This is a genomic window from Micromonospora sp. NPDC005979 (assembly GCF_040614415.1).
In the GTDB taxonomy this organism is placed as follows: Bacteria; Actinomycetota; Actinomycetes; order Mycobacteriales; family Micromonosporaceae; genus Micromonospora.
Genome location: NZ_JBEXUR010000008.1, coordinates 318,044 through 331,910 on the forward strand (window position 1 = coordinate 318,044; position 13,867 = coordinate 331,910).

The window sequence follows — 13,867 nt, forward strand, 5'->3', positions numbered from 1 at the left end:
CTCGACTCAACTGGTGGCGGTTCCGGCGCCCGGTGGGCGCCGGAACCTCAGGTGTTACCAGCGGTAGTGCGCGAAGGCCTTGTTGGACTCGGCCATCTTGTGCGTGTCCTCGCGCCGCTTGACGGCGGCACCGAGGCCGTTGCTCGCGTCCAGCAGCTCGTTCATCAGCCGCTCGACCATGGTCTTCTCGCGCCGGGCGCGGGAGTAGGTCACCAGCCAGCGCAGGCCCAGCGTGGTCGCCCGGGTGGGGCGGACCTCGACCGGCACCTGGTAGGTGGCGCCACCGACACGACGGCTGCGCACCTCGAGGGTCGGCTTGACGTTGTCCATCGCCCGCTTGAGGGTGACGACCGGGTCGGTGCCGGACTTCTCGCGGCAGCCCTCGAGGGCCGCGTACACGATCGACTCGGCGAGCTGACGCTTGCCGCGCAGCAGGATCTTGTTCACCAGCTGGGTGACCAGCGGCGAGTTGTACACCGGGTCAGCGACCAGCGGCCGCCGCGGAGCGGGTCCCTTACGCGGCATGTCAGCTCTTCTCCTTCTTCGCGCCGTAACGGCTGCGCGCCTGCTTGCGGTTGCGGACACCCTGGGTGTCCAGCGAGCCGCGAACGATCTTGTAACGCACGCCGGGGAGGTCCTTCACACGACCGCCACGCACGAGCACGATCGAGTGCTCCTGCAGGTTGTGGCCGACACCCGGGATGTACGCGGTTACCTCGATCTGGCTGCTGAGCTTGACACGAGCGACCTTGCGCAGCGCCGAGTTCGGCTTCTTCGGGGTGGTGGTGTACACGCGGGTGCACACGCCGCGCCGCTGGGGAGACCCCTTGAGCGCAGGGGTCTTGGTCTTGGTCGTCTTGGCCTGACGGCCCTTTCGGACCAGCTGCTGAATGGTGGGCACCGGGTTTCTCCGCTCCCTTCGGCCGCTGTCCGCGGCCGCGCCGTCTGCTCGTTAGCCAGCCTGATGACCGGCTCTCCTACATTCCGACCAGGGTCACCTTGCGGTGGCCCCGGCACCCGCGGTCGGGCGTGTCGCCCAGCTCACGGTCCCGGTGCGGACGCTGTCGCGGGCGTACCGGGTTTCTGTCACCGGCACGCGGATCGCCCCGCTCCGGGTCTTTGGCTTGTCGTGCCGCCGTCCGGACTCCGGAACCAGCGCACGCACGAGTTGCCCGGGCACGCCCGGGCACAAGGGGAAAGAGTACCTACCACAGCCGCCCAGGTCAAAACGGAATGGGTCGGCGAACGTCTCACCCCTCGCCGGCCGGATCGCGTCCCGCCTCGGCACCCGCGATGGGCACCTACGAACACAAGTGTACCGGCTTCCCCGCCGAAGCACCCGTCGGCCCCGGGCAGGCCCCCAGGCACCACCTGATCCACGGAGCCGTCCCGACACCCCTGTCACGTCAGACTGATCAGCAACCCCAGCCCCAGACCCAACAGGCTCAGCAGGGCACCCGCCGCGCCGCAGCTGACGCCGGCCACCGCGAGCCCCCGACCGGTGAACCGCACCGCCGACGGCCCGGCCACCCGGCGGATCTGTCGCTGACCCAGCAGGCCGGTGACGACCGCCGCCAATCCCGCCAGCACACCCAGCACCGTGAAGGCGCCCGAGACCCACACTCCCCCACGGGCACCGAAGGCCACACCGACACAGATCACCAGCAGCGAGACCAGGATCGACGCGATGCCGGCCACCAGCGATCCGGTCGCCAGCCCGGCGGTCACCGGCGGCACGTCCAGGTGCACCACCCCGAACGGGGTACCGGGCACCGCTTCCACCCGCTTCGGCGGCCTCCGTTGATCATCGGTAGGCGGCGGCACCGGCCGGGCTGCGGCCGTACCCCAGGCGGGGAAGTGCCCCGGCGCCGGCTGCCCCCAGGCGCCCGGCCCGGACGGGGGCTGCCCCCAGCCGGGCGGCCCGGACGGGGGCTGCCCCCAGCCGGGCGGTCCGGACGATGGGCGGCCCCAACCGGCCGGCGCGCCCGGCCCGGACGGCGGCTGCCCCCACCCGTGCGCGGCGGCGGGCCCCGTCGGCGGTTGGGCCCAGCCGTACGGCACCGGCGTACCGGAGGCAGGGTGGGGCTGCTGGTAACCGGGCGGGAAGACCCCGCCCCACTCGGCCGTCGGCGGACCCCAGGCGGGCGAGGGCGGCGTACCCGCAGCAGGGGCACCGGTCGTTGGGGCCGGCTGTCCGCTTACCTCCGGTTGCGCCCACTCACTCCGCGCCGAGGGCGTCGGCCCGAAATCCGAAGCCGGTGCGGACGACGCGCTCGACGCCGGCACGGTGGAATCGATGTCCGAGGAGGCAGGTGACCCGACGCCCGGGGAAGACACCGCGGTCGGATTCGGGCCGGAGGTGGCATCGACAGCTGGTCCAGGGAGAGCCGCGTCCGGAGCCGGCGCGGAGGAGGTCAGGCCGGGAGCCGGCGACCCGGGAGTCGCGCCCGGAGCCGGCACGTCAGGATGCCCGGCTGGTTCGTCCGCCGGGGGCCGCGCCGGTTCCGTCACGAAATCCTCCTGTCGACAGGGCCGCCAGCGCGCGCGGCGGACACCGGCCAGGCTACCGCCGGGGGCGACGCCGTCCGCGCCGGGCGCGGTCGCCGCATGCTTCAGTCCATGTTCGAGGGGTAGTCGTGGCCGAACGGCGTGCCCGCCAGCCGGACCACGCCGATCACCACGACGACGACCACGCTGACCGCGACCAGCGCCAGGCCGGTCCAGGCCATCCGCTCCCCCCGCCGCAGCCAGACACTTCCGGTCAGGAAACCCCCCGAGGCGTACGCCTCCCGGCGGGCCTGCCGGGCCAACTGGAGCGCCACCGTCGCGGGCACCACCCCGCCGATGAACAGCCCGGTCAGCATGCCGAGCAACCCCAGCGCGAAGACCGCCCGCGCCTTGGTGGCACGGGCCGGATCCGGGTCGAGCGGGTGGCGTAGGCCCGAAGAGGCGACGGACACCTGCCCGGATGCGGTCGTCATGCCTCCATCATGCCCAACCCGGTCCGCTGGCAGGGCGGTCCGGGAACGACGAGGCCCCCGGCGGATGCCGGGGGCCTCGTCGTTGTCTGGTGCTTAGCGGTACGACCCGAAGTCGAAGTCGTCCAGCGGCACAGCCTGCCCACTGGCCGGCCCGAAACCGTAGTCGGTCTCCGGGTAACCGGTCATCGAGTAGACCTTGGCCTTGGCCTCCTCGGTCGGCTCGACCCGGACGTTGCGGTACTTGCTGATGCCCGTACCGGCCGGGATGAGCTTACCGATGATCACGTTCTCCTTGAGGCCGACCAGCGAGTCGCTGCGCGAGTTGATCGCAGCGTCGGTCAGCACCCGGGTGGTCTCCTGGAAGGAGGCCGCGGAGAGCCAGGAGTCGGTGGCCAGCGAGGCCTTGGTGATACCCATCAGCACCGGACGGCCGGCGGCGGGCTCGCCACCCTCCGACACGAGTCGGCGGTTCTCCGACTCGAACAGCGCCCGGTCGACGAGCACGCCCGGCAGGAACTCGGTCGAGCCGGAGTCGATGACCGTCACCCGCTTGAGCATCTGGCGGATGATGATCTCGATGTGCTTGTCGTGGATGAGCACACCCTGCGAGCGGTAGACCTCCTGGACCTCACTGGTCAGGTGGACCTGGACCGCCCGCGGACCCATGATCCGCAGGAGCTCGTGCGGGTCGATGGTGCCCTCGGTCAGCTTCTCGCCGACCGCGACGTGGCCGCCGTCGTGGGTCCGGAGCTTGACGCGCTTCGAGATCTTGTCGTAGACGATCTCGTCGCTGCCGTCGTCCGGCACCACGATGATCTTCCGCGAGCGCTCGCCGTCCTCGATGCGGATCCGGCCGGGGGTGTCGGCGATGGGCGCCTTACCCTTCGGGACCCGGGCCTCGAAGATTTCCTGCACACGCGGCAGACCCTGGGTGATGTCCTCACCCGCGACACCACCGGTGTGGAAGGTACGCATCGTCAGCTGCGTACCCGGCTCACCGATGGACTGGGCGGCGATGATGCCGACGGCCTCACCGATGTCGACCGACTTGCCGGTCGGCAGCGAACGGCCGTAGCAGGCCGCGCAGACGCCCAGCTTCGACTCGCAGGTGAGCACGCTGCGCACCCGGACCGTCTCCACGCCAGCGGCGACGATCTTGTCGACCCCGATGGAGTTGATGTCCTGGCCGCGCTCGGCCACCACGGTGCCGTCCGGCCCCTTGATGTCGTCGGCCAGGGTCCGGGCGTGCACGCTGGTCTCGGCGTGGGTGTGGACGACGAGCTTGCCGTCGAGCTTCTCGCCGATCTGCATCGGGATCGCCCGGTCGGTGCCGCAGTCCTCCTCGCGGATGATGACGTCCTGGGAGACGTCCACCAGACGACGGGTCAGGTAACCCGAGTCGGCGGTCCGCAGCGCGGTGTCGGCGAGGCCCTTACGGGCACCGTGCGTGGAGATGAAGTACTCCAGCACGGACAGACCCTCCCGGTAGCTGGCCTTGATCGGCCGCGGGATGATCTCACCCTTCGGGTTGGCCACCAGACCACGGATCGCCGCGATCTGCCGGAGCTGGAGCAGGTTACCGCGAGCACCCGAGTTAATCATCTTCCACAGCGGGTTCTCCTGCGGCAGCGCGGTGTCCATCTCCTTGGCGACCTCGTTGGTCGCCTTGGTCCAGATCTCGATGAGTTCGCCGCGACGCTCCTCGGCGGTCATCAGACCACGCTGGTACTGCTTGTCGATCCGGTCGGCTTCCTTCTCGTACTTCGCCAGGATCTCCGCCTTGCGCGGCGGGGCGATGACGTCCTCCATGCCGATCGTCACGCCGGACCAGGTGGCCCAGTGGAAGCCGGCCTCCTTGAGCCCGTCCAGGGTGGCCGCGAGAGCCACCTTGGGGAAGCGCTCGGCGAGGTCGTTGACGATCGCGGAGAGCTGACCCTTGCGGATCTCGTAGTTCACGAAGCGGTAGCCCTGCGGCAGCGTCTCGTTGAACAGCACCCGACCGAGGGTGGTCTCCACGGTCAGCGGCTCACCCTCGACCCAGCCCTCCGGAGCGGTCCACGCCTCGGCGCCGGCGCCGTTGTCGACACCGATCACGTTCCGCAGGCGGATCTTCACCGGAGCCTGCAGGTGCAGCTCGCCGTTGTCGAACGCCATCCGCGCCTCGGCGTCCGAGCTGAACGCCCGGCCCTCGCCCTTCTCACCGGCGGTGAGGTGGGTGAGGTGGTACAGGCCGATGACCATGTCCTGGGTGGGCATGGTGACCGGCTTGCCGTCGGCCGGCTTGAGGATGTTGTTCGACGACAGCATCAGGATCCGCGCCTCGGCCTGGGCCTCGGCGGACAGCGGCACGTGCACCGCCATCTGGTCACCGTCGAAGTCCGCGTTGAACGCGGTGCAGACCAGCGGGTGGATCTGGATGGCCTTGCCCTCGACCAGCTGCGGCTCGAACGCCTGGATGCCCAGACGGTGCAGGGTCGGCGCCCGGTTGAGCAGCACCGGGTGCTCGCCGATGACCTCTTCCAGCACGTCCCACACGACCGGGCGCTGACGCTCGACCATCCGCTTGGCGGACTTGATGTTCTGCGCGTGGTTGAGGTCGACCAGCCGCTTCATGACGAACGGCTTGAACAGCTCCAGGGCCATCTGCTTGGGCAGGCCGCACTGGTGCAGCTTGAGCTTCGGGCCGACCACGATGACCGAACGGCCGGAGTAGTCGACGCGCTTGCCCAGCAGGTTCTGGCGGAACCGGCCCTGCTTGCCCTTGAGCATGTCGGACAGCGACTTGAGCGGGCGGTTACCCGGACCGGTGACCGGCCGGCCACGACGACCGTTGTCGAACAGCGCGTCGACGGCCTCCTGGAGCATCCGCTTCTCGTTGTTGACGATGATCTCGGGCGCGCCGAGGTCGATCAGCCGCTTGAGGCGGTTGTTCCGGTTGATCACGCGGCGGTACAGGTCGTTGAGGTCCGAGGTCGCGAACCGACCACCGTCGAGCTGCACCATCGGGCGCAGGTCCGGCGGGATGACCGGGACACAGTCCAGCACCATGCCGAGCGGCGAGTTGCGGGTGTTCAGGAACGCCGCGACGACCTTGAGCCGCTTGAGCGCCCGGATCTTCCGCTGGCCCTTGCCGGACCGGATGGTCTCGCGCAGGCTCTCGGCCTCGGCGTCGAGGTCCATGTTCTGGACCAGCGCCTTGATGGCCTCCGCGCCCATCGAGCCGGTGAAGTACTCACCGAACCGGTCGCGCAGCTCGCGGTAGAGCAGCTCGTCGGTGACCAACTGCTTCGGCTCCAGCTTGCGGAAGGTGTCCAGCACCTCGTCCAGGCGGTCGATCTCGCGCTGGGCCCGGTCGCGGATCTGGCGCATCTCGCGCTCTCCGCCCTCCTTGACCTTGCGCCGGACGTCCGCCTTGGCACCCTCCGCCTCCAGCTCGGCCAGGTCGGCCTCAAGCTTGGCGGCCCGCTTCTCGATCTCCGAGTCGCGACTGTTCTCGGACTGCCGCTTCTCGGCCAGGATCTCGTTCTCGATCGTCGAGAGGTCACGGTGACGCGACTCGGCGTCCACGCTCGTCACGACGTACGAGGCGAAGTAGATGATCTTTTCGAGGTCCTTCGGGGCGAGGTCCAGCAGGTAGCCCAGCCGGCTCGGAACGCCCTTGAAGTACCAGATGTGGGTCACCGGAGCGGCGAGCTCGATGTGCCCCATCCGCTCACGACGAACCTTGGAGCGGGTCACCTCGACGCCGCAGCGCTCGCAGATGATGCCCTTGAACCGGACGCGCTTGTACTTACCGCAGTAGCACTCCCAGTCCCGCTGCGGACCGAAGATCTTCTCGCAGAAGAGCCCGTCCTTCTCCGGCTTCAGGGTGCGGTAGTTGATGGTCTCAGGCTTCTTGACCTCGCCGTGCGACCACTGACGGATGTCGTCAGCGGTGGCGAGACCAATGCGCAGCTCGTCGAAGAAGTTGACGTCGAGCACTATGTCCCCTATGTCGTCGTCTTTAAAGCTAGCTAAATCGGGGGGTTCGGGGCGGGGTGACCGGCGGAAGGATCAAGCCTGACCGCCTGGAGCCGGTCACCCCGCCCCGAACCACCACCTCACACCTCTTCGACCGAGCTCGGCTCGCGCCGGGACAGGTCGATGCCCAGCTCCTCCGCGGCCCGGAACACCTCGTCGTCGGTCTCGCGCATCTCCAGGGCCACACCGTCGCTGGACAGCACCTCAACGTTGAGGCACAGCGACTGCAGCTCCTTGAGCAGCACCTTGAACGACTCCGGGATGCCCGGCTCCGGGATGTTCTCGCCCTTGACGATGGCCTCGTAGACCTTCACCCGGCCGAGCACGTCGTCGGACTTGATCGTGAGCAGCTCCTGCAGGGCGTACGCGGCGCCGTACGCCTGCATCGCCCAGCACTCCATCTCACCGAAGCGCTGACCACCGAACTGCGCCTTACCACCCAGCGGCTGCTGCGTGATCATCGAGTACGGACCGGTCGACCGAGCGTGGATCTTGTCGTCGACCAGGTGGTTGAGCTTCAGGATGTAGACGTAGCCGACCGCGATCGGGTCCGGCAGAGGCTCACCGGAACGACCGTCGAAGAGCTGCGCCTTACCGGTGCGCCCGATCAGCTGCTTGCCGTCCCGGTTGGGCAGGGTCGACTCGAGCAGACCGGAGATCTCCTCCTCGCGGGCACCGTCGAAGACCGGGGTGGCCACGTTGGTGTCGCCCTCGGACTCGTGCGCGTCGATCGAGCGGAGCTGGCGCTTCCACTCGGCGTCGTCACCCTCGACCTTCCAACCGGTCTTGGCGACCCACCCGAGGTGGGTCTCCAGCACCTGGCCGATGTTCATCCGGCTCGGCACACCGAGCGGGTTGAGCACGATGTCGACCGGGGTGCCGTCCTCGAGGAACGGCATGTCCTCGACCGGGAGGATCTTCGAGATGACGCCCTTGTTGCCGTGCCGGCCGGCGAGCTTGTCGCCGTCCTGGATCTTGCGCTTCTGGGCGACGTAGACCCGGACCAGCTCGTTGACGCCCGGCGGCAACTCGTCGCCGTCCTCGCGGGAGAACGTGCGCACACCGATGACCGTGCCGGTCTCGCCGTGCGGCACCTTCAGCGAGGTGTCCCGAACCTCACGCGCCTTCTCACCGAAGATCGCGCGGAGCAGCCGCTCCTCCGGGGTCAGCTCGGTCTCACCCTTGGGCGTGACCTTGCCGACCAGGATGTCGCCGGGGACGACCTCGGCGCCGATCCGGATGATGCCGCGCTCGTCGAGGTCGGCGAGCATTTCCTCGCTGACGTTCGGGATGTCGCGGGTGATCTCCTCCGGGCCGAGCTTGGTGTCCCGGGCGTCGACCTCGTGCTCCTCGATGTGGATCGAGGTGAGCACGTCCTGCTGCACGAGGCGCTGCGACAGGATGATCGCGTCCTCGTAGTTGTGGCCCTCCCAGCACATGAACGCCACCAGCAGGTTGCGTCCGAGTGCCATCTCGCCCTCGTCGGTGCAGGGACCGTCGGCGATGACCTGACCGGCCTCGACGCGGTCGCCCTCGAAGACGACCGGCTTCTGGTTGACGCAGGAGCCGGCGTTGGAGCGGCGGAACTTGTGCAGCAGGTACGTCCGGCGGTGGCCGTCATCCTGGTGGATGGTGACGTAGTCGGCGCAGAGATCCTCGATCACACCGCCGACCTCGGCGACCACCACGTCGCCAGCGTCGACCGCGGCCCGGTACTCCATGCCCGTACCCACGAGCGGCGCCTCGGCCTTGACCAGCGGCACCGCCTGGCGCTGCATGTTCGCGCCCATCAGTGCCCGGTTGGCGTCGTCGTGCTCGAGGAACGGGATCATGGCGGTCGCGACCGAGGTCATCTGCCGGGGCGAGACGTCCATGTAGTCGACGGCACCGGGGACGACGTCCTCGGTCTCGCCGCCCTTACGACGGACGAGAACCCGGTCCTCGGCGAACGTGCCGTCAGCCTTCAGGCGCGCGTTGGCCTGGGCCTTGACGAACCGGTCCTCCTCGTCCGCGGTCAGGTAGTCGATCTGGTCGGTGACCCGACCCTCGACGACCTTCCGGTACGGCGTCTCGATGAAGCCGAACGGGTTGACCCGGGCGAAGGTGGACAGGGCGCCGATCAGGCCGATGTTCGGGCCTTCCGGCGTCTCGATCGGGCACATCCGGCCGTAGTGGGACGGGTGCACGTCGCGGACCTCGAAGCCGGCCCGCTCCCGGGACAGACCACCCGGGCCGAGCGCGCTCAGCCGACGCCGGTGGGTCAGGCCCGCCAGCGGGTTGGTCTGGTCCATGAACTGGGACAGCTGCGACGTACCGAAGAACTCCTTGATCGCCGCCACCACCGGACGGATGTTGATCAGGGTCTGCGGCGTGATCGCCTCGACGTCCTGCGTGGTCATCCGCTCGCGGACGACCCGCTCCATGCGGGAGAGGCCGACCCGAACCTGGTTCTGGATCAGCTCACCCACGGTGCGCAGGCGCCGGTTGCCGAAGTGGTCGATGTCGTCGGCCTCGTAGCCCTCCTCACCGGCGTGCAGCCGGCAGAGGTACTCCACGGTGGCGACGATGTCGTCCTCGGTCAGCGTGCCGGTGGTGATCGGCACGTCCACTTCGAGCTTCTTGTTGAACTTGTAGCGCCCGACCTTGGCGACGTCGTACCTCTTCGGGTTGAAGAAGAGGTTGTCGAGCAGGGTCTGGGCGTTCTCGCGCGTCGGCGGCTCGCCAGGGCGCAGCTTGCGGTAGATATCTAGCAGGGCCTCGTCGGCGCCGGCGATGTGGTCCTTCTCGAGCGTGGTCATCATCAGCTCGGACCAGCCGAACTTCTCACGGATCCGCTCGGCCGACCATCCGATGGCCTTGAGCAGGACCGTGACGGCCTGCCGGCGCTTACGGTCGATACGTACGCCGACCGTGTCGCGCTTGTCGATGTCGAACTCCAGCCAGGCACCCCGACTCGGGATGACCTTGACGCTGGAGAGGTCGCGGTCGGAGGTCTTGTCCGGCTGCTTGTCGAAGTACACGCCCGGAGACCGGACGAGCTGACTGACCACGACGCGCTCGGTGCCGTTGATGACGAAGGTGCCCTTGGGCGTCATCATCGGGAAGTCACCCATGAACACCGTCTGGCTCTTGATCTCGCCAGTGGTGTTGTTGGTGAACTCCGCGGTCACGAAGAGCGGAGCGCAGTAGGTCAGGTCCTTCTCCTTGCACTCCTCGATCGAGGCCTTGACCTCGTCGAAGCGCGGCGCCGAGAAGGAGAGCGACATGGTGCCGGAGAAGTCCTCAATGGGACTGATCTCTTCAAGGATCTCCGCGAGACCCGAGCGTGCGTGCGGGTCGTCCGCCGACCGGCCCTGCCAAGCCTCGTTGCCGACGAGCCAGTCGAAGGACTCGTTCTGGATGGCAAGGAGGTTGGGGACCTCGAGGTGTTCGGTGATCCTGCCGAATGAAACTCGGCGGGGAGCGAATGCGCTCGACGTACGACTGGTCTTCGCAGGGCGGGAAGCTGCCAAGATGCGTCCTTCCGAGGACCGGTGCTGCAGAACGGCTGGTACGCGTGCACTCCAATGACCCCACCAGAATTATCCGTAAACGGACATTTCCGAGCAGGGGTCAATTCGGAAGGCAGCGCAAACTAGCAGTGTAGCCGAGAGGCTAACCGCTGTCCAGCCCACCCCGCAGGTCGTTTGCGGAACGCTCCTCGGCCCCCGTTCACCGGGGTCTGCCGGGCCGCTCAGAACGCAACTCCCCACTGGGCCGCTCGGGTGACCGCGACCGATGGTGCCGTCGCTGCCATTACCCACATCGTGGCCGTCGCAAGCGCGGTGTCTTGCTGGTGTCAGCGTGCCTGGCTGGCCGGGGCCGCGTCAAGGGCCGGTATCCGGGTCGTCGGTTCTTTCCCACCTGAGGAGGATCCGGTCGTTCGTGCGGATGATTCGGCGCCGACCATCGGCGCCCAGCTCAGAACGGTTGTCACCCGGTCCACGAGACACGGCGGGCGGTGATCCGTGTCGGATCACCGCCCGCCGCCACGCGACCGTGTCCCAGCTCACCGAGCCGGGTACGCGCAGGTGGAGCTCAGGTCACTTGAGGGTGACCTTGGCGCCCTCACCCTCGAGCTTGGCCTTCGCCTTCTCGGCGGTCTCCTTGTTGACCTTCTCCAGGATGGCCTTCGGCGCGGACTCGACCGCGTCCTTGGCCTCCTTGAGGCCCAGGCCGGTCAGCTCACGCACGACCTTGATGACCTGGATCTTCTTGCCACCGTCAGCCTCGAGGACGACGTCGAACTCGTCCTTCTCCGGCTCGGCCTCGGCGGCGGCCGGGGCGCCACCGGCGGCGGCAACCGCGACCGGAGCGGCGGCGGTGACCTCGAAGGTGTCCTCGAACTGCTTCACGAACTCGGAGAGCTCGATCAGCGTCATCTCCTTGAACGCGTCGAGCAGCTCGTCGGTGCTGAGCTTCGCCATGTCTGGCGTCCTTTCTAAAGGTTGTCTAAGAACGTGGGTGCGCCGCGCGGCCTCAGGCCGCCTCGGCGCCCTCCTGCTCGCGCTTCTTGTCCGCCAGGGCGGCCGCCGCGCGGGCGGCCTTGGAGAGCGGAGCCTGGAACAGGGCCGCGGCCTTGCTCAGGTTGCCCTTCATCGCGCCGGCCAGCTTGGCCAGCAGCACCTCACGGGACTCCAGGTCGGCGAGCTTCGTGACCTCGGCCGCGGAAATGGCCTTGCCCTCGAAGACACCGCCCTTGATGACGAGCTTCGGGTTGGCCTTCGCGAAGTCGCGAAGCCCCTTCGCCGCCTCGACGACGTCGCCCGAAACGAAAGTCAGCGCGGTAGGACCGGTGAACAGCTCGTCGAGGCCGGTGATGCCCGCGTCCGTCGCGGCACGCTTCGCCAGCGTGTTCTTCGCGACCGTGTAGCTGGTCTCGGCACCGAGCGATCGCCGCAGCTGGGTGAGCTGGGAAACCGTCAGACCGCGGTACTCGGTCAGCACGGTAGCGCCCGCGCTGCGGAAGCTCTCGGTCAGCTCAGCGACGGCCGTGGCCTTGTCGGCTCGGATCGGCTTGTCCGCCATGTCCCTCCTCTCTCGTTGCTCGAGGCTGGTCCCCGACACGGCCGAAGCCGGAGCGGGGGCGAAGGCAGCACGACAACGAAAAACCCCGGCGCAGGGCGCACGGGGCGAGGGCCGGCGGGAAGTCACGGTCGGCGGACCATGCTCACTGCCGAGTTACGCTTGCCGCCCTACGCGGGTCGCCCGTCGTCGCGGGACCTTCGACCGTGCCGAAGCACGGTGACCAGCGGTCTCTGGGTGGTTCCTCATCCATGACAACACGGATGACGTTTGAAGAGTACGCGCCCGCGGGACCAGCGCCAAATCGCCCCTGGTGAGCCGGGTCACGCCGCCGGACCACTCAGCCCTGGGCCCGCCGCCGCCACAGGTAGCCGGCCGTCACCGCCACACTCCACGCCAGGGCCCAGGCCGTGAGCCCGAGCAGGGTCAGCGCGGCGGCGTCACCCGCGGTCGTCCGGGCGGTAGCCATGATCGGTGGTACCAGCCAGGGCGCGACCGAACCACGCAGGCCGAGCGCCACCGCGCCGACACCGCCGAGGGCCAGCACCGCGACGCCGTACGCTGCGCCGCCCACCGACGCCCGGCTGGCCAGCGCGCCGAGGGCAACCGCGGCGGGTACGGCCAGCAGATGCGCCCACAGCCCCAGCGCGATGCCGACCGGCACCGACCGGTCCCCCGGCTCGACCGGGCCGGTGACCCCACCCACCAGCCACGGAAAGAGCAGCGCGACGGCCACCGCGACCAGCGCCGCCGCGCCGGCCGCCAGAAGACCGGCCAGACGTTCCCGGGCCACCCCGACGGTCACCTGGGCCAGCCGACGCTGCACGTCCGGCTCGATGTCCAGCAGGATCTTGGTCTGCCAGGCGAGCACCGGAAAGAGCACCACGGCCGAGACGCCGTACGCCTCCGCCGGCTGGGACCGGCCGCCGCCGTAGAGCGTGCCGAGCACGACGAGGCCGGCGAGCAGGGGCGCCAAAGCCCGTCCGGTACGTAGGAAACCCGCCAGTCGCATCCGCACCAGCGCGTTCATCGACCCTCCCCCGTGCTGGGCTCGACCATCGCGTCGGCCGCTGCGAGCCGCGCCGTCGTGGCCGACGGGGTGGGCGGATGCGCCTGGGGTGGGGTGGTGGAGGCGTCGGCGCGTACTCGAAGGATCTGATGGCCCTCGGCGCGCAGGCGGGCGACGGTGCCGGCGACCCGCGCGGCCGGCACCGCGACCTCGACCACCGCGATGGCCTCCTCGTCGGCGGGCGCGGTCTCCTCGGTCAGCGCGCCGGCGGCCACCGACCAGCGGCGCGCGGCCGGCAACCGGACCGTCTCCCCCCGGTGGTCACTGACCAGGACCGTGCCCCCGTCGGCAAGCACCTCGTCGATCAGCTCGGGAACCAGCTCGCGGGTCGCGGCGTCCAGGCCCTCCCACGGCTCGTCGAGCACCAGCAGGCCCGGCGTCCGCAGCATGGCTTGGGCGAGACCGACCTTCTGCGCGGTGCCCTTGGACAGCTCCGGGAGGCGCACCGAGCGGAACGCGTCCAGTCCGAGCCGCTGGGTCCAGGTCGTCACCGCCTCGTCGGCGGCCGAGCGTCCCAGCCCGGCCGCGCGGGCCATGCCGGTCAGATAGCGGGACACGGTGAAGGGCTGGTCGGCCGGGAAGCGCTCCGGCACCCAGCCCACCCGGTCCGGCCGGTCGACGACCCGACCCCGGCCCGGCCGCAACACCCCGGCGGCCACCTGGAGCAGGGTGGATTTGCCGACCCCGTTGCGGCCCAGGACGACCGCCACCTCACCCGGGCCGATCTGCGCGT

At 69.3% G+C, this 13,867-nt stretch carries 10 protein-coding genes; all 10 read right to left on the reverse strand.

All coding sequences use genetic code 11. The features are described 5' to 3' along the window. Positions 1–54 precede the first annotated feature (54 nt). Complete coding sequence (rpsG, locus tag ABZ272_RS16485) at positions 55–525, reverse strand: 30S ribosomal protein S7 (RefSeq protein WP_007465317.1); 471 nt, start codon at positions 523–525, stop codon at positions 55–57. Between the two features lies 1 nt (position 526). Next, positions 527–901 carry a 30S ribosomal protein S12 gene (gene rpsL / locus ABZ272_RS16490; protein WP_007465318.1) on the reverse strand — a complete coding sequence of 125 codons (375 nt, stop codon included), beginning with the start codon at positions 899–901 and terminating at the stop codon, positions 527–529. A gap of 500 nt (positions 902–1,401) precedes the next feature. Next, positions 1,402–1,782, reverse strand: coding sequence for a hypothetical protein (locus ABZ272_RS16495; RefSeq protein WP_355050765.1), 381 nt, complete (start codon positions 1,780–1,782; stop codon positions 1,402–1,404). 830 nt (positions 1,783–2,612) lie between these two features. After that, the gene (locus ABZ272_RS16500) at positions 2,613–2,981 is read right to left on the reverse strand and encodes a hypothetical protein (protein WP_355050766.1); all 369 of its coding nucleotides are present in this window, start codon (positions 2,979–2,981) and stop codon (positions 2,613–2,615) included. A 93-nt stretch (positions 2,982–3,074) separates the two neighbouring features. Continuing rightward, the gene (locus ABZ272_RS16505; protein WP_355050767.1) at positions 3,075–6,962 is read right to left on the reverse strand and encodes a DNA-directed RNA polymerase subunit beta'; all 3,888 of its coding nucleotides are present in this window, start codon (positions 6,960–6,962) and stop codon (positions 3,075–3,077) included. A 119-nt stretch (positions 6,963–7,081) separates the two neighbouring features. Then, complete coding sequence (locus ABZ272_RS16510) at positions 7,082–10,513, reverse strand: DNA-directed RNA polymerase subunit beta (RefSeq protein ID WP_355050768.1); 3,432 nt, start codon at positions 10,511–10,513, stop codon at positions 7,082–7,084. Between the two features lie 570 nt (positions 10,514–11,083). Further along, a complete protein-coding gene (rplL, locus tag ABZ272_RS16515; RefSeq protein WP_007465324.1) occupies positions 11,084–11,467 on the reverse strand; it encodes a 50S ribosomal protein L7/L12 in 384 nt (127 codons plus the stop codon). Positions 11,468–11,519: 52 nt separating this feature from the next. Then, positions 11,520–12,068: a 50S ribosomal protein L10 gene (gene rplJ, locus ABZ272_RS16520; RefSeq protein WP_355050769.1), complete on the reverse strand. Its 549-nt coding sequence runs from the start codon at positions 12,066–12,068 to the stop codon at positions 11,520–11,522. Between the two features lie 337 nt (positions 12,069–12,405). Beyond that, positions 12,406–13,095: a hypothetical protein gene (locus tag ABZ272_RS16525; protein ID WP_355050770.1), complete on the reverse strand. Its 690-nt coding sequence runs from the start codon at positions 13,093–13,095 to the stop codon at positions 12,406–12,408. Continuing rightward, positions 13,092–13,867 (reverse strand): ATP-binding cassette domain-containing protein (locus ABZ272_RS16530; protein WP_355050771.1); only part of this gene is annotated, 776 nt, incomplete at its 5' end. The genes ABZ272_RS16530 and ABZ272_RS16525, both read right to left, overlap by 4 nt.

What these genes read in the sequence shown, in the direction of transcription:
- rpsG (WP_007465317.1), bottom strand. Translation starts at nt 525, where the DNA reads ATGCCGCGTAAGGGACCCGCTCCGCGGCGGCCGCTGGTCGCTGACCCG.
- ABZ272_RS16500 (WP_355050766.1), bottom strand. Translation starts at nt 2,981, where the DNA reads ATGACGACCGCATCCGGGCAGGTGTCCGTCGCCTCTTCGGGCCTACGC.
- rplL (WP_007465324.1), bottom strand. Translation starts at nt 11,467, where the DNA reads ATGGCGAAGCTCAGCACCGACGAGCTGCTCGACGCGTTCAAGGAGATG.
- rplJ (WP_355050769.1), bottom strand. Translation starts at nt 12,068, where the DNA reads ATGGCGGACAAGCCGATCCGAGCCGACAAGGCCACGGCCGTCGCTGAG.
- ABZ272_RS16525 (WP_355050770.1), bottom strand. Translation starts at nt 13,095, where the DNA reads ATGAACGCGCTGGTGCGGATGCGACTGGCGGGTTTCCTACGTACCGGA.